This is a genomic window from Veillonella fallax, assembly GCF_020687175.1.
Classification (GTDB): domain Bacteria; phylum Bacillota; class Negativicutes; order Veillonellales; family Veillonellaceae; genus Veillonella; species Veillonella fallax.
Window position 1 is genome coordinate 59222 of sequence record NZ_JAJEQD010000009.1, and the last position, 25496, is coordinate 84717.

Annotated in this window: 21 protein-coding genes and 1 other RNA gene; all 22 read left to right on the forward strand. The window is 39.9% G+C overall.

The annotated features are described in order from the left end of the window. Positions 1 to 2: 2 nt before the first annotated feature. The 22 genes from rodA to LKD20_RS05855 all read left to right on the forward strand — a co-directional run bounded on the left by rodA (position 3) and on the right by LKD20_RS05855 (position 25490). Positions 3 to 1106 carry a rod shape-determining protein RodA gene (gene rodA / locus LKD20_RS05750; protein WP_082717856.1) on the forward strand — a complete coding sequence of 368 codons (1104 nt, stop codon included), beginning with the start codon at positions 3 to 5 and terminating at the stop codon, positions 1104 to 1106. Positions 1107 to 1163: 57 nt separating this feature from the next. Further along, on the forward strand, positions 1164 to 3047 hold the full coding sequence (locus LKD20_RS05755; RefSeq protein WP_227721136.1) for a TIGR03960 family B12-binding radical SAM protein: 1884 nt from the start codon (positions 1164 to 1166) through the stop codon (positions 3045 to 3047). Beyond that, the gene (locus tag LKD20_RS05760; protein WP_060923975.1) at positions 3019 to 3714 is read left to right on the forward strand and encodes a TIGR03936 family radical SAM-associated protein; all 696 of its coding nucleotides are present in this window, start codon (positions 3019 to 3021) and stop codon (positions 3712 to 3714) included. The genes LKD20_RS05755 and LKD20_RS05760 overlap by 29 nt, the downstream gene beginning before the upstream one ends. Before the next feature lie 116 nt (positions 3715 to 3830). Then, positions 3831 to 5258 carry an Rne/Rng family ribonuclease gene (locus tag LKD20_RS05765; protein ID WP_156720056.1) on the forward strand — a complete coding sequence of 476 codons (1428 nt, stop codon included), beginning with the start codon at positions 3831 to 3833 and terminating at the stop codon, positions 5256 to 5258. A gap of 26 nt (positions 5259 to 5284) precedes the next feature. Beyond that, positions 5285 to 5860, forward strand: a complete 576-nt coding sequence (locus tag LKD20_RS05770; RefSeq protein ID WP_227721138.1) for a manganese efflux pump MntP — start codon at positions 5285 to 5287, stop codon at positions 5858 to 5860. A 204-nt stretch (positions 5861 to 6064) separates the two neighbouring features. Further along, on the forward strand, positions 6065 to 6376 hold the full coding sequence (rplU, locus tag LKD20_RS05775; protein ID WP_004698652.1) for a 50S ribosomal protein L21: 312 nt from the start codon (positions 6065 to 6067) through the stop codon (positions 6374 to 6376). A gap of 2 nt (positions 6377 to 6378) precedes the next feature. Then, the gene (locus tag LKD20_RS05780; protein WP_227721139.1) at positions 6379 to 6693 is read left to right on the forward strand and encodes a ribosomal-processing cysteine protease Prp; all 315 of its coding nucleotides are present in this window, start codon (positions 6379 to 6381) and stop codon (positions 6691 to 6693) included. Between the two features lie 12 nt (positions 6694 to 6705). Next, positions 6706 to 6990: a 50S ribosomal protein L27 gene (rpmA, locus tag LKD20_RS05785; protein ID WP_004696430.1), complete on the forward strand. Its 285-nt coding sequence runs from the start codon at positions 6706 to 6708 to the stop codon at positions 6988 to 6990. 213 nt (positions 6991 to 7203) lie between these two features. Further along, positions 7204 to 7860: an ABC transporter ATP-binding protein gene (locus tag LKD20_RS05790; RefSeq protein ID WP_060923971.1), complete on the forward strand. Its 657-nt coding sequence runs from the start codon at positions 7204 to 7206 to the stop codon at positions 7858 to 7860. Further along, positions 7857 to 8621, forward strand: coding sequence for an ABC transporter permease (locus LKD20_RS05795; RefSeq protein ID WP_227721140.1), 765 nt, complete (start codon positions 7857 to 7859; stop codon positions 8619 to 8621). Before LKD20_RS05790 ends, LKD20_RS05795 begins: the two co-directional genes overlap by 4 nt. 289 nt (positions 8622 to 8910) lie before the next feature. Next, complete coding sequence (hydG, locus tag LKD20_RS05800; protein ID WP_227721141.1) at positions 8911 to 10329, forward strand: [FeFe] hydrogenase H-cluster radical SAM maturase HydG; 1419 nt, start codon at positions 8911 to 8913, stop codon at positions 10327 to 10329. Positions 10330 to 10524: 195 nt separating this feature from the next. After that, entirely contained in the window at positions 10525 to 12507 is a 1983-nt protein-coding gene (recJ, locus tag LKD20_RS05805; protein WP_227721142.1) for a single-stranded-DNA-specific exonuclease RecJ, read from the forward strand. An 11-nt stretch (positions 12508 to 12518) separates the two neighbouring features. Further along, on the forward strand, positions 12519 to 14759 hold the full coding sequence (locus LKD20_RS05810) for a RelA/SpoT family protein (protein WP_105094523.1): 2241 nt from the start codon (positions 12519 to 12521) through the stop codon (positions 14757 to 14759). Next, complete coding sequence (locus LKD20_RS05815; protein ID WP_227721143.1) at positions 14759 to 15394, forward strand: MBL fold metallo-hydrolase; 636 nt, start codon at positions 14759 to 14761, stop codon at positions 15392 to 15394. The genes LKD20_RS05810 and LKD20_RS05815 overlap by 1 nt, the downstream gene beginning before the upstream one ends. 40 nt (positions 15395 to 15434) lie before the next feature. Then, positions 15435 to 15926: a Fur family transcriptional regulator gene (locus LKD20_RS05820; protein WP_105085886.1), complete on the forward strand. Its 492-nt coding sequence runs from the start codon at positions 15435 to 15437 to the stop codon at positions 15924 to 15926. Then, the gene (gene hemZ, locus LKD20_RS05825) at positions 15919 to 17346 is read left to right on the forward strand and encodes a coproporphyrinogen dehydrogenase HemZ (protein WP_227721144.1); all 1428 of its coding nucleotides are present in this window, start codon (positions 15919 to 15921) and stop codon (positions 17344 to 17346) included. The genes LKD20_RS05820 and hemZ overlap by 8 nt, the downstream gene beginning before the upstream one ends. Then, the gene (gene hisS, locus LKD20_RS05830; RefSeq protein ID WP_227721146.1) at positions 17346 to 18617 is read left to right on the forward strand and encodes a histidine--tRNA ligase; all 1272 of its coding nucleotides are present in this window, start codon (positions 17346 to 17348) and stop codon (positions 18615 to 18617) included. Before hemZ ends, hisS begins: the two co-directional genes overlap by 1 nt. Before the next feature lie 8 nt (positions 18618 to 18625). Next, on the forward strand, positions 18626 to 20431 hold the full coding sequence (aspS, locus tag LKD20_RS05835; RefSeq protein ID WP_227721154.1) for an aspartate--tRNA ligase: 1806 nt from the start codon (positions 18626 to 18628) through the stop codon (positions 20429 to 20431). An 80-nt stretch (positions 20432 to 20511) separates the two neighbouring features. Next, positions 20512 to 20684, forward strand: a non-coding RNA gene (gene ssrS, locus LKD20_RS05840) — 6S RNA. Positions 20685 to 20860: 176 nt separating this feature from the next. After that, positions 20861 to 22162, forward strand: a complete 1302-nt coding sequence (locus tag LKD20_RS05845; protein WP_227721147.1) for a replication-associated recombination protein A — start codon at positions 20861 to 20863, stop codon at positions 22160 to 22162. Between the two features lie 82 nt (positions 22163 to 22244). Continuing rightward, a complete protein-coding gene (locus tag LKD20_RS05850) occupies positions 22245 to 24989 on the forward strand; it encodes an FtsK/SpoIIIE family DNA translocase (protein WP_227721148.1) in 2745 nt (914 codons plus the stop codon). 48 nt (positions 24990 to 25037) lie between these two features. Beyond that, positions 25038 to 25490: a helix-turn-helix domain-containing protein gene (locus LKD20_RS05855; protein ID WP_105089411.1), complete on the forward strand. Its 453-nt coding sequence runs from the start codon at positions 25038 to 25040 to the stop codon at positions 25488 to 25490. Positions 25491 to 25496 lie beyond the last annotated feature (6 nt).

A 25496-nucleotide genomic window follows, 5' to 3' on the forward strand; every position in this document is an offset into this window, starting at 1 on the left:
TGATGTGGCGGAAACTATGGAATGATAGCGACTGGGCTATTATCATATGTACTTTTCTACTGGTTTGCATTGGCTTAGCAGCTATTGGCAGTGCAACTCATGTTAATCAAGAGCCTATTGGATTTGGTAGTTTAGTAGTAAAGCAACTTATATTTTTCCTTGCTAATGCAGCTGTTGTGATAGGCATGCAATTCCTTAACTACCATCGGTTAAAGGATTGGGGCAATATCATTTATGGCATTACCCTTTTGATGTTAATTGCCGTTATGGCCGTTGGTACATCTGCATTGGGTGCTCAACGGTGGATCCAACTGGGTCCTATTACCATTCAGCCATCAGAATTTTCTAAATTATTGATGATTATCTGTATGGCCAAAATGCTAGAGCCTCGTATTGGCAAGTTAGATACATTTAAGTCTTTAATATTGCCTGTATTATATGTTGGGGTACCTATTGGACTTGTATTTTTACAACCTGACTTAGGTACATCTCTTGTGTACATTGCCATTTTTGTGGGAATGCTATTTATCTCTGGCATTAAAACTAGACTCATAAAAATCATCGCGGGCACTGGTTTATTATTGATGCCTTTAGGCTGGTTTGTACTGAAAGAATACCAAAAACAACGTATTCTCGTATTTTTAAATCCAGATATTGATCCCTTTGGATCTGGCTATCATATTATTCAGTCTAAGATTGCCATTGGTTCTGGTTTGATTTTTGGCAAAGGTATCTTTAATGGCACACAAAGTCAGTTGAACTTCTTACCAGAAAACCATACGGATTTTATTTTCTCCGTTATTGGTGAAGAATTTGGCTTTGTAGGTTGTATCATAGTATTATTATTGCTCTTTATGCTGATTTATCGCAGCATTAAAGTGGCGTATATGTGCAATGATAATTTTGGTATGTTATTAGCTACAGGTATTGCCACCATGTTTACCTTTGAGGTACTCGTAAACGTAGGTATGACAATTGGTATTATGCCTGTTACTGGTATTCCATTGCCATTCCTTAGTTATGGTGTTAGCGCATTGACTACGAATATGTTGAGTATTGGTATTTTGTTAAATATCGCAATGCAACGGACAAAATATATTTTTTAAATAACCTATATATAGGATTGATTGTGAAAGAAGTCTTTCAGAAAAGACGGAGGATGTATGATTCAATTAGATACGTCATGGTTACAACATGTCCAAAAGCCTGCTCGTTATACGGGTGGCGAATATAACAGTATCGTAAAAGATCATAGTACTGTTGATGTAACAATGGCATTAGCTTTTCCAGATGTATACGAAGTGGCCATGAGCCATTTGGGTATTAAAATTTTATATGGTCTTGTAAACCGTCGTGATGATGCAGCAGCGGAGCGTGTGTTTGCACCTTGGCACGATATGGAAGAGGAGATGCGCAAGCGCAACATTCCTTTATTCTCTTTGGAAACTCGTACGCCTATTAAAGACTTTGATGTACTAGCCTTTACGCTTCAATATGAGATGAGCTTTACTAATATTTTAAATATGCTCGATTTGGCTGGCATTCCTATGTACGCTAAAGATCGTGATATGGATTTCCCGTTACTCGTATGTGGTGGCCCATGTGCATTTAATGTAGAGCCTATTGCAGATTTCTTTGATATTGTATCTCTCGGTGAATCCGAAGAATGGGGCGATGAATTTATCGACCTTTATAAAGCTGAAAAAGCAAAAGGATTCCCAGGTGGTAAAGAGGCGTTTTTGCGTAAAGTGGCTCAAATTCCTGGTACCTATTGTCCAGCGTTATACGATGTAGAATACACAGAACAAGGCGATTTTAAATCTATAACACCTCGCTTTGAAGAGGTACCGGTAGCTGTAGAGAAACGCATCGTAGAGGACGTAGAAAATGTATTTTACCCTACAAAACCTGTTGTGCCTTTCTTAGATATTGTGCATGACCGTGCAGTACTAGAATTATTCCGCGGCTGTACACGGGGTTGTCGTTTCTGCCAAGCGGGAATGCTATACCGCCCTGTTCGTGAAAAGACGCCAGAGCGTTTGCTTCGAATTGCTAAGGATACGATTGCTAACACTGGCTATAATGAAATCTCTTTGATGAGCTTAAGCTCTGCGGATTATTCTAAATTGCCAGAGCTGGTAGATATGCTTATGGAAGAGTTCAAAGACAAACAAGTGAGCGTAAGCTTGCCATCCTTGCGCATTGATAGTTTTTCCATCGATATTGCGAAAAAGGTGCAACAAGTACGTAAAAGTGGTCTTACTTTTGCTCCTGAAGCAGGGACACAGCGCATGCGCGATGTTATCAACAAAGGCGTTAGCGAAGAAGACTTATTGGCAGCGTGTACAAATGCCTTTAAATCTGGGTGGAATACAGTTAAATTGTACTTCATGATGGGCCTTCCAACTGAAACTGATGAAGACCTAGCGGGTATTGCTAATTTGGCGTATAAGGTGCTTGATTTACACCGCGATATTACGGGTAAACGCAATGGCTCTGTAACCGTTAGCGTATCCTTCTTCGTACCAAAAACACATTCTCCATACCAATGGTATGGTCAACAAGATGTAGAGGAAATTCATCGTAAGCAACGCTACTTAAAATCTCTCATCAATAACCGCAATATTTCTTATCACTATCATGATGGCTATACTGGCTACATGGAGGCCGCTTTTGCTCGTGGAGACCGTAGATTGTCTAAGGTTCTTGTAAAAGCCTGGGAAGCAGGTTGTAAATTTGATGGCTGGACTGAGTACTTTAACTATGAAACTTGGTTAAAAGCATTCGCTGACTGTGGTTTGGATCCTGCATATTTTGCACGTCGTACTCGTGATTTCGACGAGCCATTACCTTGGGATCATTTGGATTGCACTGTAAGTAAAGCTTTCTTGAAACGAGAGTGGGAACAAGCGGTGGAGGCAAACTTAACAAGTGATTGCCGTCGCGGTCCATGTAAGGGCTGTAACGTATGTCCAGAGCTAAATACTGCAATTATTGACTATAAGGAGGGTGGCAGAGTTGAAAAAGTTACGTTTGGCCTTAAATAAAGGCGAAAAATTGCGATTCTTGTCGCACCTTGATTATGCACAAGCAGTAGAACGTATGATTCGCCGCGCAGAAATTAAAATGGCTTATTCTGAAGGCTTTAATCCACATATGAAAATTAGCTTTTCCTCTGCACTTGCTCTAGGTGTAACAGCGGCGGCTGAATATATCGATATGGACGTGCTAGAAGAGGACTCTTTAGAGTCTATTATGGAGCGTTTGAACCGCGTAGCACCCCCTGGTCTTGAGGTACTAGGTGGCAAGGAAATGCCTGAAAAGGTTAAAAAGATGATGGCTATCTGTAACTTTGCTATTTATGAGGTAACAGGCCCTGTAACAGATGAAAACGCTGATTGGAATGCATTACTAAAACCTTTCAATGAAGCTACGGAGATTTCTTATGAAAAGGTAACGCCTAAGAAAACTCGCACTATTGATGTGAAAGAATTTGTAAAAGAACCTATCGTAGCATCTGTTAAGGACGGTATGGTAACCCTTACTATGGGCATTGGCATCTATCCGCAAGGTACAATCAAACCTAGCGAAGTGTGGAATCTTGGTAAAGACCAATATAATTGGCCTATTACAAGTGGCTATGAAATTCATCGTAAAGCCATTATGGTGGAAAATGAAGATGGTCGTTACACTCCATTGGAAATTAACTACTAATACTCGTTATATACATCTAAATTACTAATATCTTTACATAAATCTTAAGCGATTTATATATGCTTTAGTGCTTTAAAAGAGCTATATATTTTAAATTGAACGAAGGGAGGGATAGGATGCATAAAATTTTGGTCAATGTTATGCGAGAAGAAATCCGCATGGCTGTTATCGACGAAGAAGGGCAGTTAGTAGACTTTGTCTTAGAGCGTACTGATGAGTCTCATATGGCAAATCATATGTACAAAGGTACTGTTAAGAACGTATTAAACGGTATGCAAGCGGCCTTTGTTGATATTGGGGGCTCTCAAAATGCGTATTTGAACCTTCAACAGGGGAAAGAACAGAAAATCTTGCCACGCCTATCTGTGGGACAGCAAATTCTTGTACAAGTGGTAAAAGAGGAAATGCTTGGTAAAGGGGCTCGCGTTACAGCTGATGTGAGTTTGGCAGGACGTTTTATGGTGCTTTTACCATATTCTGAAGGCATGCATATTTCTAAGAAAATTACTGATGAAGCAGTACGTGCTAAATTACAAGAATTAGCAGCGCCTTATGTACAGGAAGGCTGTGGATTTATTATTCGTACGGCAGCCGCTAAGGCTAGTGCTGACGAAATCGGTCGTGATATGGAATATCTATGGCGTACATGGCAACATGTGTTAAAACGATTTAAGGTGGCTAAGAGTGGTACTGATCTCTATAGTGATGCGGACTTCTGGTTCCGCCTTGTACGAGACTATGCGCACCGCAATGTAGAGGAAATCATCGTCGATTCCGATATGGGTGAGTCTCGATTGCTAGATCTCTTAGGTCATGGGCCTACATCACAGCAAATTAAAGTGACACGTCACCGTGGTAGCACACCTATCTTTAAAGCCAATCATATTGAACCACAATTAGAAGATCTTATCTCTCGTGATATTAATCTACCTTCCGGTGGCTCTATCCGTATTGATCATACGGAGGCTCTCACCGTATTTGATGTAAACTCGGCTCATTACACAGGTAAGTCTAATAAGTTAGAAGATCTGGCTTTTACAGTCAATAAAGAGGCAGCAAAAGAAATCTGTCGACAATTGCGATTGCGCGATATTGGTGGTATTATCGTCGTCGATTTTATCGATATGAAGGATAAGTCCCATCAACAAGAGTTGTTAAAATTGTTGAGCGCACAGGCCAAGTTAGATAAGATGAAAACTGTGGTATGTGGTATTAGTTCGCTTGGTCTTGTGGAGATGACAAGAAAGCGTGCCCGTCAAGGTTTGCAAACTTTGATGTTTGATACATGTCCTCAATGTGGAGGCACTGGATACATGTTGTCAGGTAGAACTGTATACATGCAAATTATCCGTCGTATACGTGAGCTGTTTAAATCAGGTCGCATTAAATCTAATCTAGAAATCGAAGTACATCCAGAGGTAGCCCAATACTTAACTAAGGCTGTCCTTGAGGAGTTAGGCGATTCTATAGGGCGTAAGATTTCGATTGTAGTGAATTCACAAATTAGCCGAGAAGGATATTCTTTGATGGCAGTAGCAGAATAAGTAAGTAGTTTTTATAGGTGAGTTTCGTGTCTGTATTTGAAATTGTATTAATTAGTATTGGTCTAGCCATGGATGCCTTTGGTGTATCGATTGGTAAAGGTTTATCAATGCCGGTAGGTGAAAATGGCCGAAAGGTTACATTGGCATTCTTATTTGGATTATTCCAGTTTCTCATGCCTGTTATGGGATGGCTTATTGGTCGCCAGTTTATCGATGTCATATCTGAATGGGATCATTGGATTATCTTTGGACTTCTCGGCTATTTAGGTGTTGCTATGATTAGAGAAGGGCTTAGCGATGAAACTGATGAAGACGATGATAAGCAGTTTTTAGGCACTTGGGAAATGATGATGCTCTCCGTAGCCACCAGCCTTGATGCTATGGCTGTAGGTCTTACTTTTGCTTTTATGCCCATCAATGTGTGGGAAGCCTCTACTATGATAGGGGTAATTACCTTTGGTATTTCTCTTATTGGTGTGTACCTAGGCAAATTTATGGGCCAGTTCGTGGGAAAATATGCAGACATACTAGGTGGGGGTGTATTGATTCTCATCGGTACAAAAATACTTTTACAACACCTCGGTATTATTGGAGAATTTTAGAGGTTTGTATATATATGAAAGTATCATAAACTGAGCTATGTATGTTGAATTTTGTTTGACATAGATAGGTAAATACGATATACTATATCAGTATTAGTTCGGTTTACTGAACTTTGCAATCCGCGTGAAGCAGGTTTAAACGCCCGACCGAAGTTCGGGTCGGGATACCGAATTCAGCGAGTTCGATAACAAGGAGGTGTTCTCATGTACGCAATTATTAAAACTGGTGGTAAACAATATCGCGTTGCTGAAGGCGATGTAATTACTATCGAAAAATTGGAAGCAGCTGCTAACGAGTCCGTTACATTCGAAGAAGTTTTGACTGTAGTGAATGACGGCGACGTTAAAGTTGGCGCTCCTCTTGTAAACGGTGCAAAAGTTACAGGTACAGTTCTTGAGCATGGTAAAGGTAAAAAAATCTTAGTATTCAAATACAAAGCTAAATCCAACTACCGTCGTCGTCAAGGCCATCGTCAACCGTTCACAAAAGTTCGTATTGAATCTATCCAAGCTTAATTATGGTTTCCATTGAAATCCAGCGGAATAGTGAGAATCAAGTCATTGGTTGTCACCTATCCGGTCATGCAGGATATGATGAGCATGGCTTCGATATCGTATGTGCTGCAGTGTCTGCCTTAACGGCAACGGCAATGTTAGGACTTACCCAGATTGCTCAGCAAGAAGGGGAATATACGAATAGCGAAGGTCGATGTGATATGGTTCTCTCTGGTACGATTAACCAGAGTGGACAGGATATTCTGGGGACTATGCTTCTCGGTTTAGAGGAAATTAGCCGTCAATATCCAGAGTTTGTCCAAATACACGAAATATAGGAGGTGAACTTAATGTTTACTTTTGATTTGCAATTGTTCGCACATAAAAAAGGTGTGTCCAGTACTCGTAACGGTCGTGACAGTGAATCTAAACGTCTTGGTGTTAAATGCCATGATGGTTCCATCGTAAAGAGCGGTAACATCATCGTTCGTCAACGTGGTACTCACTTCCACCCTGGTACTAACGTAGGTATCGGTAAAGATGACACTTTATTCGCACTTGTGCCTGGTAAAGTAGCATTCGAACGTGCTGGTCGTTACAACCGTAAAGTTAGCGTATACCCTGTAGAAGCTTAATTTTACAAAGATTATTAATCCCTAGTGGTTTTCCACTAGGGATTTTTTGCTTTCTGTAGTATGTGTCTGATAGATATATTATAATTAAGTTTAGCATTATCATATTGGCAATGATATCATAATTAGAATCATTATGCTTAAGAATACTAAATAACTAGCAACAGTGAGCCGATATTTTGCTTTTAATACACATATGACGAGATAGGGGACATTATGGCACTGCTAGAATTATCAAATATATCTTATATTGTAAAAGACAAATCTATTATCAGTGATGTATCTTTATCGGTAAATCAAGGCGATTATATTACTATTGTAGGTCCTTCTGGAAGTGGTAAAAGTACACTTTTAAAATTATGTAGTGATCTGATTAGTCCTACATCGGGAACTATTACTTATAATGATCGTCCTTTAACGGCTATAGATCCTGAATCTTATCGTAGAGAGGTGGGCTACTGCTTTCAAAGACCTTATTTGTTTGCGAAAACAGTACGTCGTAATATTCTATTTCCTTATGATATTCGCGGTTTAAAACCGGATATGAGTCGTATAGAATATCTCTTTGATTTACTACATATGCCACTAAATTATATGGAACGCCGTAATGATGAGTTGTCTGGTGGTGAAATGCAACGAATATGCCTTATTCGGAGCCTTATTTTCGAGCCTAAAGTGTTGCTTTTAGACGAGGTTACGTCTGCCTTAGATGCGACGAATACATCTATTGTAGAAAATGTGATTGATGAGCTTCATAAAAAGGGGATCACCATTATCTCCATTACTCATAATGAAGAGCAAAGCTTGCGTATTGCAAATCGCCGCATCACTATCGTAGACGGTCAATTAGCTAAAGAGGAGGTACTGATATGAGTCAGTTTCAAACTATATCTACTATATCGTTGTGCCTTGCATCAGTGCTAGTTATTATTAGTATGATTATGTCTTATCGACAAGAATTGAAGCTAGAAAAGGATATTTTCATCAGTGCTATACGTGCTACAGTTCAACTATTAGTCATCGGGTTTATTTTATCGTATATTTTTAGTACGGAAAGTCCAATATTTATTATTGGCTTACTTGGATTTATGGCTTTTAATGCCGCTTATAACTCAGCTAAACGAGGGCAAGGGATTCCGCATGCGTTATGGATTTCCTGGTTTGCTATCACCATTGGTGCATGGATAACCTTATCTATTTTATTGGTAACTGGCGTGCTTAGTTTTACTGCGTACCAATTGATTCCTGTTGGTGGTATGGTCATTAGTGGTGCTATGGTAGCCATTGGGCTTTGTTATCGTCAAATGCTATCAAATTTTGAATTGCGTAAACAAGAGGTGGAAATTAAATTAGCCTTGGGTAGTACACCTAAACAAGCTTCGAAAGCAATAGTTCGTGATGTTATAAAGATGGGTCTACAACCTACTGTAGATAGTGCCAAGACATTAGGTATCGTAGCGCTGCCGGGGATGATGACAGGCCTTATCCTAGCAGGCATGCCTCCATTAGAAGCTGTAAAATATCAAATGATCGTTACATTTATGTCGTTATCCACTATATCCATTGCTTGTTTTATTACGTGTCAATTGGCATATAGAACATTTTTTAATACTAGAAATCAATTATATAAGTAATTTCTATTGAAATGTTAATAGTAAATAAGGAATTAATTTAATTACATACATTTTAGTCATATTCGATATAGATAATCGATATAAATTAGAAATTCCCATACTATAAAGGTTGCTTCCTCTTATGAGGGAGTAACCTTTTATTATTGTGTGTCAAATTCCTATGTTTTTTAGTAGGAATAGTGGTATACTATGTACAGTATCAGTGAAATACCAGAAGACTGGTTGTCATATACTTTCATATACCTAAAGAGGGGTGGCGTTGCCACTAGAAAGATTTGAGGTAAGTACTATGTATGATGTAAAATCTCCAAAGGCGGAGGAATTTATTTCCCATCAGGAAATCCTTGACACCCTTGCCTATGCAGAGGAAAACAAGGAAAATCGGGAGTTGTTAGATGCTATTTTAGCAAAAGCTGCTACATTTAAGGGGTTAAACCATAGAGAAGCAGCTGTTCTATTAGAATGTCCGTTGCCTGAATATAAGGAAAAGCTTTATGCGTTAGCTAAAGAAATCAAGAAAGCTATTTATGGCGATCGTATCGTTCTATTTGCACCATTATACTTGTCTAACTATTGTATTAATGGTTGTGTATACTGTCCGTACCATTCTAAAAATCGCGATATTAAACGTAAAAAGTTGACTCAAGACCAAATTAGAGAAGAGGTTATTGCCTTAGAAGCAATGGGGCATAAGCGTATCGTAATTGAGTCTGGTGAAGATCCTCTTAATAATCCGCTTGAATATATTTTGGAATCTATCAAGACTATTTACGGTATTAAAAACAAAAATGGAGAAATTCGCCGTGTAAACGTAAATATTGCAGCTTGTTCCGTTGAGGATTACAAGAAATTACATGAAGCTGGTATTGGTACATATACATTATTCCAAGAAACGTACAATAAAGAAAACTACGAAGCACTTCATCCAACAGGCCCTAAGAGCGACTACGCCTACCATACAGAGGCGATGGACCGCGCTATGCAAGGTGGCATTGATGATGTAGGTATCGGTGTTCTTTATGGCTTAGAACATTATAAATATGATTTTGTAGGTTTGTTGATGCATGCAGAGCATTTAGAAGCAGTATTTGGTGTAGGTCCACATACAATTTCTGTACCTCGTATTTGTCCAGCTGATGATATCGATGTAGATGATTTCAGTAATGCTGTACCTGACGATATATTTGAGAAAATCGTTGCTCTTATTCGTGTATCCACACCGTATACAGGTATGATTATGTCTACCCGTGAAAGTCAATCCATGCGTGAACGCGGTTTGGCATTAGGTATCTCCCAAATTAGTGGTGGCTCTCGTACTAGTGTAGGTGGCTACAAAGAAGAAGAAAAACCAGAAGATAATTCTGCTCAATTTGATCGCAGTGATACACGTACATTAGATGAAATTGTAGATTGGTTACTAGACCTTGGATATGTACCAAGTTTCTGTACTGCATGTTATCGTGCAGGTAGAACAGGGGACAGATTCATGGCCCTTGCTAAATCCGGTCAAATCCACAACTGTTGCCAACCGAATGCATTGATGACATTAAACGAATACATCATGGATTATGGTGATGAAAAGACTAAAGCTCATGGCGCTAAAGTTATTGAAGAACAGTTAGAAAATATCAAAAATGACTTAGTTAAAGATAAAGCGAAAGCTTATATTGCACAGATGAAAGACGGCGAACGAGACTTCCGGTTCTAAGTAATTCACTGATCTAGAACCTCCTATTGATAATGGGAGGTTCTTTTTTGTTGAGAAAAAGACAAGGCTTAAATGAGAATAAAATATATAAAATGGTTTATTTTATTCACTTTTTGATGTATAATAAATAAAAATGATAATGATAATACGTTGAATTATTATAATAATATTGATTATAAACTACTGAGGGATATGATGATTAAGAAAAAACGTTGGCGCATTTCTACAAGCGACAAAGAACAAGAAAATATCTTAATCCGTGAACTTGGTGTAAATCCTATTGTGGCAAAATTAATGGTAAATCGCCACATAGATGTTGACGAAGGACGGAAGTTTTTACAAGGCTCTTTGTCAGATTTGTTAGATCCATTCACATTAAAAGACATGGATGTAGCTGTTTCGCTAGTTCAGGAGACAATTGAAAAGCATAAACCAATCGTTATTTATGGCGATTATGATGTAGACGGTATTACGGCCACATCTGTTCTATATCGATTTTTAAAGAAACTAGGTGCCGATGTTACCTATTACATACCAGAGCGTCAAAGTGAAGGCTATGGACTCAATTTAGAGGCTTTAGAGCACCTTATAGAGCGGGGGACATCTCTAGTTATTACTGTAGACTGCGGTATCAGTTCTTACGATATTGTAGAGCCTGTACGTGACCGTATTGATATGATTATTACGGATCATCATACGGCACCAGATTTGATTCCACGAGCAAAGGCTGTTATTAACCACAAGCAGAAGGATTGTCCTTATAAGGATAAAAACTTGTCCGGCGTTGGGGTTGCCTTTAAATTATGCCAAGCTTTATGGCTCACAAAATATGGTGAATGGTATTTAGATGATTTAGATATTGTCGCACTAGGTACTGTGGCAGACGTAGTACCGTTAGTAGGTGAGAACCGCATCATTGTAAAAGCAGGCCTAGAGAAGATGAATAGTCATCCTAATTTGGGCATTAAAAAGCTTATCGATGTGGCGGGTCTCCATGATCGAACTATAACATCTGGACATATCGGTTTTACTTTGGCACCTCGCCTTAATGCAGCAGGTCGCGTAACTCATGCAACACGTGCTGTTGAGTTACTTGTTACCGATGATGCTGATATGGCTGAAGCGATTGCTGAAGAATTAAACGAAACAAATCGTGAGCGTCAAGAACTAGAGCGGAATATTCACGAACTAGCTCGTATTGATGTGGCTAACCAAGGCCATAAGGCTGACTATGTAACCGTTGTAGCCGGTGAAGAGTGGCATCCTGGCGTTATCGGTATTGTAGCATCTCGCTTGGTTGAGGAGTTTTATAAGCCAACCTTGGTTATTAGTATCCACGATGGCGTTGGCAAAGGCTCCTGCCGTAGTATCGATGGTTTTAATATCTACGATGCACTGAAGTCTTGTGAAGATGTTTTGCTTCAATTCGGTGGCCATGCTGCAGCAGCAGGCTTTAGTATTGATGCAAATCGTATAGATGAATTACGGGAACGTTTAACTGCGTATTGTAAGGAGCATGTAACACCGGAGGAATACATTCCTGTTGTTGCTATTGATGCGGAACTACCCGTTGATGATATCGATGTAGATATTATTGACCGCGTATCAGCCCTTGAGCCATATGGTATGGCCAATAGTACGCCGGTCTTTGCCGTTATGGAAGCAACCGTACAAGATATAATGCTAATGGGACAATTGAAAAATCATTGCAAGGTGATTTTAGAAACCTCTAGTGGCACATTGGATGCCATTGCTTGGAATCGACCCGATTTATTTAAAACTATATTCATTGGAACTGTGGTGAAAGTAGCATTTTCATTGCAAAAGAATGAATGGCAAGGGATGGTTTCTCCACAGCTTATGATCCAAGCTATTGAACCGCTCACTGAAGAGCCGATTACGCTTTCCACGGAAGGTCTTAGACAAATGTATGTCATAGTAAAACAAGCTATGCGTGGTCGTAGTCAATCGGTTTATAATGTGGAACAAGAAATTTTGCGCCGTAAGCCGGCAGATCAAAATAATCGCAGTGCCCTTACATCCTTAGATGTATTTAAGGAGTTGGGCATCATAGAAGAATATACCAGTGATGATGGTCAATTAATGCTAAGATGGAATGCCATTGAAGGAAAATTAGATCTTGTTACGTCCGTAACATTTCTTACCTATAGTGTATAGGAGGTGACACCATGACAACTGTAAATGAAGAAGGCAAAGCTTTAGTAGAACAAAGCACTTTTAATAAAGGAAAAGCTTTAGCTGAATTTATGGAGTATATCCATACCTATTTAACAGATGATGAGTGTAACCAAGTATTAAAGGCTTTTGAGCTTGCAGATAAGGCTCACGAAGGTCAGCTTAGAGCTTCTGGTGAACCGTATATCATGCATCCACTAGCAGTAGCTGATATTTTGGCACACTTACAAATTGACCATATTACGCTTATGGCAGCACTCATGCATGATGTGGTTGAGGATACATCATATTCAAAGGAAGACTTGGAGGAAATGTTTGGCTCTGAAGTAGCATTCCTTGTTGATGGTGTAACGAAATTAAACCAATTCCAATATGAAACAAAAGAAGATCGGCAAATGGAAAATTATCGGAAGATGATTTTAGCCATGGCGAAAGATGTGCGCGTCGTTGTTATTAAACTAGGTGATCGCCTACATAATATGCGTACCTTAAAGCATATGCGTAGCGACAAACAAAAGCGCATTGCAAAGGAAACATTAGAAATCTTTGCTCCTTTAGCACATCGCCTTGGTATCTTCAATGTGAAATGGGAGCTGGAAGATTTATCATTCCGGTATTTAGAACCAGAAAAATACTATGATCTTGTAGATCAAATGAAACAAAAACGCCAAGCTCGTGAAGACATTGTAAATGATACGATGAGTCAACTCACTAAGGCTTTAGGCGAAGCTCATATTAAGGCGGATATCAAAGGTCGTCCAAAACATTTCTACAGTATTTACAAGAAGATGAAAAAGGACAATCGCGATTTATCTCAAATCTATGACTTGCTTGCAGTTCGCGTTATCGTTGATACAATTCCTGATTGTTACGCGGTACTAGGCATTGCTCATAGTTTGTGGAAACCATTGCCATATCGTTTTAAAGATTATATTTCCATGCCGAAATCTAATATGTATCAATCGTTACATACTACGGTTATCGGTACCATGGGGCAACCTGTAGAAATTCAAATCCGTACATGGGAAATGCACCGCGTATCTGAATACGGTGTTGCAGCGCATTGGCGTTATAAAGAAGGCAATAAAAATGGCGATAAGGATTTCGACCAAAAGGTTGCGTGGTTGCGCCAAGTATTGGAATGGCAAGATACAAGTAATCCAACAGAGCTTGTAAACGCTTTAAAATTAGACGTATTCTCTGGTGAAGTATTCGTATTTACACCAAAAGGCGATGTTGTTAAATTGCCGATAGGGTCTGTTCCACTAGATTTCGCATATCGTGTTCATACCGATGTAGGGCATAGATGCGTAGGTGCCAAGGTAAATGGTAAAATTGTACCTCTTGATTACACCTTGCAAAACGGTGATATCGTAGATATCATTACATCTAAAACAGGTCGTCCGAGCCTTGATTGGCTTAATATCGTAGGTTCTTCTGAAAGTAAAAGTAAAATACGCAACTGGTTCAAGCGTGAAAATAAAGCTGAAAATATTGAAAAAGGCTTAGAAGCTCTTGAAAAAGAAGCAAAACGATTAAATTATAACTGGAAAGAATTGATTACCGACAATCGACTTCAACAGGTTACGAAACAGCTCAAAGCATGTACAGAAGAAGAAATGTTTGCCGCTTGCGGTTATGGTGGCATCCCTGTAAGCACTGTTCTATTGCGGTTAATTGAACTCTATAAAAAATCTAAAGAAGCAGAAGAGTCTAAACACAGCACTGAACAAATCATTGAGAAACTAAAAGCTCAAGGTCCGAAAACGACCAAGAATGGTACAGGCGTTCTTGTAAAAGGCGAAGCTGGTGTTATGGTGCGTATGGCGAAATGCTGTAGCCCTGTACCTGGTGATGATATCATCGGTTATATCACGCGTGGTCGTGGGGTATCCATCCATCGCTCCGATTGTACGAGTCTAGGGCATACGCCAGAAGATTTAGAGCGTATGATTGAGGTCTCCTGGGATGGTTCCTCTGGTGAATCTTTCCACGTAGGCATCGATATCCAAGCGTATGATCGAAATGGTCTGTTGATGGAGGTTATGGCTGTACTTTCAGAATTGAAAATCACCATTACAAACATCAATGCAAAGGTTCAAGAAGATACTAAAACCGTAAGTATCAATGTAGTTGTTGATATCCGAGATATTTCACAACTTGATTTTGTTATGACTAAGTTGCGTCGTATTCGTGAAGTATATACGGTACAACGTAGTAAAGGAGGGGCTTAATGAGTGAACAACAATTAGTGCTTATGCGCATGCCATTAGGTCCATTAGGGACTAACTGTTATGTTATCGGAGATAAAGAGGTAGGAGAAGCTTTCATTATTGATCCTGCTACTGCTGAAGTATTAGAGTATTTAAAGAAACATGATTTAAAACCAAAGGCGATTTTGTTAACCCATGGTCATGGAGATCATATTGGTGGCGTTCAAGATATTGTAGATACATATCATGTGCCTGTATATATTCAAAAGGGTGATGTACCATATTTGGCAGATCCTGAGTTAAATCTCAGCGCCTATAGCAATCCTACACCCATTAAGGTAAATGCTGATATCATCGAGGTTAAGCAAGGTGACCATATTACATGTGGCGCTATTGACCTTGAAGTACTTGAAACGCCAGGTCATACGCCAGGTGGGGTATGTTATTATATGGAAGGCCTTGTATTTGTAGGCGATACACTATTTAGAGATTCTGTGGGACGTACAGATTTTCCAAATGGTTCTTATGAGACGTTAATGGAATCCATTAAAACGCAGCTCTATAAGTTGCCTGATAATACTATGGTGTATCCTGGTCATGGGCCGGAAACAAATATAGGTTATGAAAAACAATACAATCCATTCGTTGGAGCGTAGGTTTTATAAAATTTTGTAAGAAGTAAAGGGGATAGTTATCATGAATACAACATTAGAAAAATTAAAAGAACGCATTAAAGACAAAAAATACAAATTGACTACACAACGTCAAACAATTTTACAAGCCTTCATCGATGCTGATGAAAATCATTTAAGTGCAGAAGACGTATATGTACTTGTAAAAGAAGTGGCTCCTGATATCGGCTTGGCTACTATTTACAGAACACTTGATCTCTTCACTGAACTTGATTTGTTGAAACGTCTTGATTTCGGCGATGGTCGTAACCGTTACGAATTAAATGATGAAGAGTTTGCTCATTTCCATCATCATTTGATCTGCGTTAAATGTGGAAAAGTATCCGAGTTTGAAGACGATATGCTTGAAACATTAGAGTCCATTATCGCTAAAAAATTGAACTTCCGCACTATCGACCATCAATTGAAAGTATATGGTTATTGCAGTGATTGCCAAAATCATATGTCTGAAGCAGAACTTGAAAAATTAGAACGTATGGCTCATCACCATGCTTAATGGATATCTATATACGGGACCATTACCGCTTGGTTCTGTAGTGGCTCATAATTGTGGTGCTGCAGGCCTGTTTTCTGACAAGGTGCATCCAGATGTTATCCTTGAAGCTCATGAAGTCGATGGATTGTATACCTTAACAGTTACCATTGGTGAGACAGTTCAGACTTTTGAAGGCCCTGTTTCCTCTATGGGACGACGTCAAATAGGGCAAGCTTTGTTAAGCTATTTGCGTGAATATCAAGGCTTGCCAGTTGATGCACCATGGGGGACTATGGTCGGTGTACGCCCTACAAAGCTACTACATAAATATATAGATACATATGGCTCTGTCCACGCAGCAACTCGTCACATTAGGGACGAGTTTTCTGTGTCTATGGAAAAGCTTGCAACGTTGGGGGCTATCGGTAAGTATCAACGGCCATTTTTAGCTGATACAGACCATAAAAAGGTGAGTCTCTATTGTGGCATTCCTTTCTGTGATACGCGTTGTGTGTACTGCTCGTTTCCTTATGGGCTCTATCAGGATTACACTGATAAAAGTCAATTCTTGACAGCTTTAGGCCGTGATATAGAGGATATGAAAGCTATTGCTCAGTCTTACGGCTTAATGGTAGATACCCTCTATATGGGAGGCGGTACACCGACGGTATTAGGGGAGGAAGACTTTCACCAAGTCCTAAAACAGTTATCTATACTAGTGCCAGAAGGACATGAGTTTACTGTAGAGGCGGGGCGTCCAGACTCTGTTAATCCTCGGAAGATACAATCTATGATCGATTTTGGTGTAAATCGTATCAGTATTAATCCTCAAACCATGCAAGACGATATTTTGCGGCGCATTGGGCGTGGGCATAGTGCGCAAGATATTGATGAACTGTTACAATATGTAAAAGTTAATACACCATTTGCTGTAAATATGGATTTTATTGCAGGTTTACCGCATCAAACGATGCAAAACATGGTAGAGAATATGGATTATGTATGTCAAAATTTGCCGGAAAATGTTACAATTCATACGTTAGCATTAAAACGTGGTAGCCCATTGTATGATTTAAATATGCAAGATGATATTCCTGAAGAACATCTCGTAGCAGAAATGGTACAATATGGTAAAGAGCATCTTGAAGCAGCTGGCTATGTGCCATATTATCTATATCGCCAACAATATATGAGAGGGCAGTTAGAGAATATTGGCTATACCTTGCCCGGTAAAGCGTGCGAATATAATATTCAGATCATGGAAGAGCGACAAAGCATTCTATCCATGGGACCTGGCAGCTCATCTAAGTGGATGCGCGCCCCTGAATATCGTCAATTGAAACAGCACATGCCAAAGGATGTTGATGTTTACCACGCAACGATAGATGCACTATTAGAGAAACGACATAGAATTTGTGAGAAATTTTGGGAGGTTGTGTAATGGCTATTAGAAAACCAAGAGGTACACAAGACTTTTTGCCAGAGCAAATGATAAATTGGCACTATATTGAACAACGTATGCGTGAAATTTGTAAAGTATACGGGTTCAATGAAATTCGCACACCTGCCTTTGAAGATACTAAATTATTCTTGCGCGGTATCGGTGAAACTACAGATGTAGTACAAAAGGAAATGTATACATTTACTACAGGCGATGACGGTGGCTCTAGCTTCACATTGCGTCCTGAAAATACGGCTTCTGCTGTACGTGCATACTTAGAAAATAAAGTATATGGTAAAGAAGGCCTTACAAAATGGTATTACATGGGACCTATGTTCCGTCATGATAAACCACAAGCAGGTCGTTACCGTCAATTCCACCAATTTGGTGCAGAGGTACTAGGCTCTCAATCTCCAGTTGTAGATAGTGAAGTTATCTGTATGGTTGTACAATTGTTGAAAGACTTTGGCCTTAAGGACCTCAATGTAGAGGTGAACTCTGTAGGTTGCCCGACATGTCGCCCTGTATACCGTGAAAAATTAATTGAATTCTTTGAACCTAAAAAAGAACAATTATGCAGTGATTGCCAAGAACGTTTATATAAAAATCCTTTGCGTATCTTGGATTGCAAAAATGAAACATGTAAATCTTTGTCCGTAGGTGCTCCTGAAATTCACGAACATTTATGTGATGAGTGTCATGATCACTTCGAAGAATTGAAGACGTATTTAACGGCTGCTAATGTGCAATATACATTGAACCCTCGCCTTGTACGTGGTCTTGATTATTACACAAAGACAGCATTTGAAGTACAATACACTCCATTAGGTGCACAAAGTGCCGTAGCAGGTGGTGGTCGTTACGATGGCCTTGTAGAGGAACTAGATGGTCCTCATACGCCAGCCATTGGCTTTGCTATGGGTATGGAGCGTTTGCTATTAGCACTTGAAAAACAAAACTTATTGCCTGAACCATCTGTTGAACCATCTGCATTTGTAGTGGCTCTTGGTGATGCGGCTAAGGTAGAGGCTTTCAAAATTTGCCAAGCATTACATGATGCATATGTAACCGTTGAAATGGACGGACAGGGCAAGAGTATGAAGGCACAATTAAAATATGCTAACAAAATTAATGCAAAATATGTTATCATATTGGGTGATGATGAATTGGCTCGTGGGGAAGCCATAATCCGATTCATGGAAACTAGTGAACAAGAAACTGTACCACTTGATACAGTATCTGAACGTATAACTTCTTTGGTGAAAGGATGACAATTAGAATGGAAACAATGCAAGGCTTACACCGTACGCACGGTTGTGGCACCATCTCTGAAGCAGAGGTAGGTAAAGAGGTCGTATTATGTGGTTGGGTTGAACGCCGTCGTGACCACGGTGGTTTGATTTTCTTGGATTTACGCGATCGTTCTGGCGTAGTACAAGTAGTAGCATCTCCAGACCATAACGTAGAATCTTTCCACAAAGCAGAGGATGTTCGTAATGAATATGTACTTTGTGTACGTGGCAAAATTACAAAACGTGATGAAGCAGCTATCAATCCAAACCTTCCTACAGGTGCATACGAAATGTACTGTGAAGAGTTGCGCGTATTGAACTCCGCTAAAACTCCTCCATTCTATATCCAAGATGATATCGATGTAGATGAAAATATTCGTTTGAAATATCGTTACCTTGACTTGCGTCGTCCAGAAATGCAACGCAACTTGATTTTGCGTCACAAAGTAACGAAAGCAATGCGCGACTTCTTCGATAGCCGCGATTTCTTGGAAATTGAAACTCCAATGCTTACTAAATCTACACCAGAAGGCGCTCGTGACTATTTAGTACCTTCTCGTGTAAATGCTGGTACATTCTATGCATTGCCACAATCTCCACAAATTTTCAAACAAATCTTGATGGTTGCTGGTTATGAAAAATACTTCCAAATCGTTCGTTGCTTCCGCGATGAAGATTTGCGTGCAGACCGTCAACCTGAGTTCACTCAGCTCGACTTGGAAATGTCCTTCGTAGATGAAGAAGACATTTACTCTATGCTTGAAGAAATGATTGCTCATGTATTTAAAACTACATTGGGCAAAGAAATTCCATTTCCTATGCCTCGTATTACATGGGATGAAGCAATGGATAAATACGGTTCTGATAAACCAGACCTTCGCTTCGACATGGCCTTTACTGATGTAACTGATCTTGTTAAAGATACAGAATTTAAAGTATTCCGCTCTGTAATCGATAACGGTGGTGTAGTTAAAGGTATCGTTGTACCTGGCGATGCTGGTATTCCACGTCGTGAACTTGATGACCTCGTTGAATATGTAAACCGTTACGGTGCAAAAGGCCTTGCATGGGCTTGCTTCAATGAAGATGGTTCTATCAAGTCTCAAATCATGAAGTTCTTAGGTGAAGATACAATCCGCAATATCGGTGAAAAAATGGGCGCTAAAGGTGGCGACCTTGTATTGATGATTGCTGATAAACCTGCCACTGTGGCACGTGCATTAGGCGAATTGCGCCTTGAAATGGCACGCCGCATGAACATGATTGACCAAGATAAATTGGCATTCACATGGGTAACTGATTTCCCTATGTTCGAATATAACGAAGATGAAAAACGTTATGTTGCAATGCACCATCCGTTCACAATGCCTCGTCATGAAGATCTTGATAAATTGGAATCTGATCCTGGCAGCGTAAAAGCGATTGCTTACGATATGGTATTGAACGGTGTTGAAATCGGTGGCGGTTCCTTGCGTATTTACCAATCCGATGTACAAGAAAAAGTATTCAAAGCTATTGGTTTATCTGAAGAAGAAGCTAAATCTAAATTCGGTTTCATGCTTGATGCATTCCAATACGGTGCACCTCCTCATGCTGGTTGTGCATTCGGCCTAGATCGTCTTGTTATGTTGATGGCAAAACGTCAATCTATCCGCGACGTAATCGCATTCCCTAAAACTCAATCTGCTTCTGATGTAATGAGCCAAGCTCCATCTGAAGTAGAACCTAAGCAATTAAAAGAGTTGCATATTAAACCAGATATCGAGGAAGAAGAAGAGCAATCTTTGGTGTAAAAACATAGGCAAGAATTGATTAAATTTGAAATGTCAAGACTTGTTAATTACGAATCTTTCTGATACTATTTATGTATAAGATATCCCTGCCATGTGCGTGTGATATCGCAGTTTTGAGCCAACACATTTACTTCGGGAGTCCGAACTCTCGTCTGAACGTTACGCCCTTACGGGACAACTGAAGGATGAGGAGGACACCCACCTGCCCTAAGCAGGATCAAAACGCGGTACATTACGGCATGGTGGGGCTTTTTTGCGTGTAAAAATGGCATGTAATGTCATATACTATATATAGAAAAGACCAGTCAATATCGTTATTATAGGTTATTGATCTATAAATTATATTCTTAATGAATACAATTTGCTGGACTGTACGATTAATAGAACTTTAGAGTTAATAGATAAGATGTTATGGATTGAGGTGATAGAATGGATAGTTTATTTGATATGACGCCTACCAATACGTATGAACCGTTACCGGTGCGTATGCGTCCTACCACATTAGATCATTTATATGGTCAAGAAAAAGCGGTAGGGAAGGGGACTTTCTTGCGCGCCATGGTTGAAAAGGATACAATTCCATCTATGCTTTTTTATGGCCCTTGTGGAACGGGTAAAACTACACTAGCAGGTATTATTGCGAAGGTTAGCAATAGTCATTTTGTAAATTTAAATGCTACTAATGCGGGCATAGGTGAGCTGCGTAATATCATAGAGGATGCTCGTAAGCGGGTGCGATCTTTACAACAACGAACCATTTTATTCCTCGATGAAATTCACCGCTTTAATAAAAGCCAACAAGATGTACTATTACCTTGTGTAGAGGATGGTACCATCATCCTCATTGGCGCTACCACAGAAAATCCTTTTTTTGAGGTAAATAGACCGCTTTTATCTCGTCTAAGATTAATTACCCTAGAAGCGCTTACACCAAAGGCTATAGGCCAAATTTTGCGCCGTGCTATTACAGATGAAGAGGTGGGCCTTGGTAAACGTCGACTACAGGTGACAGATGAGGTTCTTGAAGATGTAGGGATTTTTGTCAATGGCGATGGGCGGATGGCCTTAAATATTTTAGAGCAGGCAGCAGCAATGGTACCCGATGAAGGGGCTATTACTATAGAGGTCCTTGAAAAGGTCGTTGGCCGCCGTATTTATACATACGACAAAAAAGGTGATAGCCACTACGACACAATCTCTGCGTTTATTAAAAGTATGCGTGGTTCTGATGTGCAAGCGACGATGCACTACTTGGCACGTATGATTGAAGCTGGCGAAGATCCTAACTTTATCGCTCGTCGTATCGTAATTTGTGCTGCTGAAGATGTTGGTCTTGCAGATCCTCAAGCTTTAATTCTCGCCAATGCAGCCGCTCAAGCCGCTCATATGGTAGGCTTCCCGGAAGCGCGCATTATATTATCTGAGGCGGCTTGTTATGTAGCCTTAGCGCCGAAAAGTAATTCTGCTTATATGGCAATCGATGCAGCTATTGCTGATGTGCGCCACAAGGATTGTGGCCAGGTGCCAGATCATTTAAAAGATAGTCATTATAGTGGTGCTAGCAAACTAGGCCATGGGAACACCTATAAATATGCTCATAACTATCCAAATGGCTATGTAAAACAGCAGTATTTACCAACACCTCTTGTGGATGCTACATACTACAATGGCATTAAAAGGGGGAAAGAAGAACAGTTACTTCGTGACTGGGAGGAACGGCGTAAAAGTTAACTAAATACTTCGATATATGCTATAATATAATGATTAGTTAATTTACTGTAATGTTATATAAGTAAGGGGTTTGTATAGATTTATGGCAGAAGAAAAAACTTCCACCAAAAAACGCAATACACGACGAAAGCGAACAAGTACAAAACAGCAAACTAAATCTCAAGGATTTTCCTTGCGTAGCGAAGTTAAAGGTTTAATTATCATTGCCTTTGCAGTTATTTCCCTGCTCGGATTCTTTGACTTTGAACTCGGTCTTGTCGGTGAAATCTTAACAGGTATATTCCGCTACGGCTTCGGCCTAGGTGGGATTATTCCTTGTTTGTGTGTTTTCTGGGTAGGTTGGAGATTATTATATAAGGGGACATTTATTTCCATTACAAAACGAGGCATTGTAATGACCTTGTTTTTCTTATTCTTGTTAGCTCTCGTTCCGTTGTGGCGCGTTCCTGAGGGGCAGGAACTTATTACAACACAATTGGCTAACCAAGGTGGTGTTGTAGGTGGCGCCATTGCTACATTCATGCGCACTTTATTAGGTAATTTAGGTGCTATTATTCTTGATGTATTCTTATTGTTAGCCTTTGGTCTTCTTATTACTCGATTATCTCTGCGCAGTGGGTTGCAGAAGGCGGCGGATAAAACACAAGTCGGATTAGATGTAGCTAAAGAAGTGGCTGCTGAGAAGGTAGCTGTCGCTAAAGAGGTCTTTGACGACTGGAATGAGCAACGTAAAGAGGCGGCGGCACAGCGTAAAGCCTATAATAGGGAAAAAGATACGCGCTTTGAAGATGCTGCAGACCAAGCATTAGATACTTTAGAAAAACGCGGCATTACTACTGATAGAGACAGCTTTGAAACTGATACCTCTGTAGAGGTGGAACCAATAGCGGATACAGTCACAACTGTGGAAACACCAAAGGCTCCTACATCTTGGAAAGAATTAGCCGAGATAGAGGCACGCAATCGAGCAGCAGAACAATTGGCGAATATTTCTGAAGCTTCTGGTGATGCGAAGTCTTATGATGCGGCTGATTTCGATCAATTCTCAGATACTAGTAGATCTACTGGTGATGATTATGTGTATGTTCCAGATGAGGATTATACATATACTCCAGATGAAGGATATTCCGATGATTCTGAATCAGGAGACAATACTCATGAGGAGCAACCGGAGTTCACATATCAAAATACAACGATGGGTCCATTGGAAACTAACCATGCTGCCATAGCGTCTGCGGTACCTGGAACAGGTGCTGCTGCAAGTTCTGTAAGTGCTGGTGCAGGTATGACTGGTATGAGCTTACAAGTACCGTCTACCATTAGTACTACAGAAGATACAGCACAAGTAGCAGTGTCTAAAGAGGGTCAAATTCACCGTACCTATGATAGACCTTATCATTTCCCAAGCCTTGATATTTTGGCGAAAGGGAAGGGGAGTCAAAGCAATGGTGAAGAAGTAGCTCAAAATGCAATGATGCTTGAAAATGTATTGAGCAACTTTGGCATCACTGCTAAGGTCGTTAATGCAACACAAGGTCCAACTGTTACGCGTTATGAAATTGAACCTGCACCGGGTGTAAAGGTTAGCCGTATCGTTAATTTAACAGATGATATTGCCCTTAATTTAGCGGCTCAACATATTCGTATGGAGGCTCCAATTCCTGGTAAATCTGCTATTGGTATTGAGGTTCCTAATAAGACAACAGAGTCCGTGCATTTGCGCGATGTTCTTGATTGCAGTGACTTCAAGGATGCGCGTGGTGGCATTCCTGTTGGTCTTGGTAAAGATATTGCAGGGAAACCTGTTATTACAGACCTTGCGAAGATGCCTCACTTGCTTGTAGCAGGTACTACGGGTTCTGGTAAGTCTGTATGTGTTAATACCTTGATTTCCAGTATTCTATTTAGTCGTAAACCGGAAGAGGTCAAGTTATTATTAATCGACCCTAAGATGGTTGAATTGTCTATTTATAACGGCATCCCTCACTTGATGGCGCCAGTTGTAACAGACATGAAAAAAGCAGCTGCTGTATTGCGTTGGGCCGTTCGTGAAATGGAGGCTCGTTATAAAGCCTTTGCAGCATCTGGTAAACGAGATATTAAGAGTTATAACGAAGCGCATCCTAAGGCGGCTATGCCGTTAATTGTATTAATTATCGATGAGTTAGCTGACCTTATGATGACAGCTCCTGATGATATTGAAGAATCTATTAGCCGCTTAGCACAAATGGCGCGTGCTGCGGGTATTCATATGGTACTTGCTACACAACGTCCATCTGTTAACGTTATTACTGGTTCTATTAAGGCCAATGTACCGAGCCGTATTTCCTTTGCCGTAGGCTCTCAAATTGACTCCCGTACCATCCTCGATATGGCGGGGGCAGAAAAATTACTTGGTAAAGGTGATATGTTGTTTGCTCCAATCGGGGCGAATAAACCAATTCGTGTACAAGGTGCATTTATCTCTGATGATGAAGTTGAACATCTTGTGGAATTTGTAAAAGCTCAACGAGAACCAGAATATGATGATACTGTTACACAAGAGGCTGAAAAGGAAACAGAGAAAGAATCATCTGAAGAAAATGATATTTACCGCGATGAATTATTAGAGCGTGCTGTTAATCTTGTAATGGAATCTGGTCAAGCTTCTGTATCCATGTTGCAACGTCGATTCCGCATAGGTTACACTCGCGCGGCTCGCCTAGTAGATACGATGGAAGATCTTAAAATCGTGGGCCCTAGCATGGGCAGTAAAGCTCGAGAGATTTTAATGAGTCCTGAACAAGCAAAGGCTCGCTATTTCTCGGACTCCAATGATGAACAATAATTGAATGATTACGATATGAGTAGTATGTAGAGTTAGAAAGGAACGAAAATGGCTGAATTAGGCGAAGAATTACGACGTGAACGGGTAAGACGTAATCTAACCTTTAAAGATGTGGAGCAAGTACTTCACATTAAGACAACCTATTTGGAAGCTATCGAAGATGGTAAATATGACATCATTCCTGGTCAGGTCTACGTGAAAGGCTTTATTCGTAATTATGGCAATTATTTAGATCTTGATGGTGATCGCTTGGTGAAAGCCTACCAAAGCCAAGTAGGGGATATTGATACTTTTTCTTTACGCTCTGTGACGAGACAGAAAGCTCAAGCTACTCCTAATTTGGTACAAAGCGAGTTCGTTGAATACCAAACCTCTAAGAAACGAATGTCCTTAGAAACACGTCAACGTAAACGTCAACGCTCTATCGTACAAGAACGTATTATTTTAGGCATAATTTTATTCTGTATGGCATTATTTTTACTATGGTTATTCCTTTTCTAATAAAAG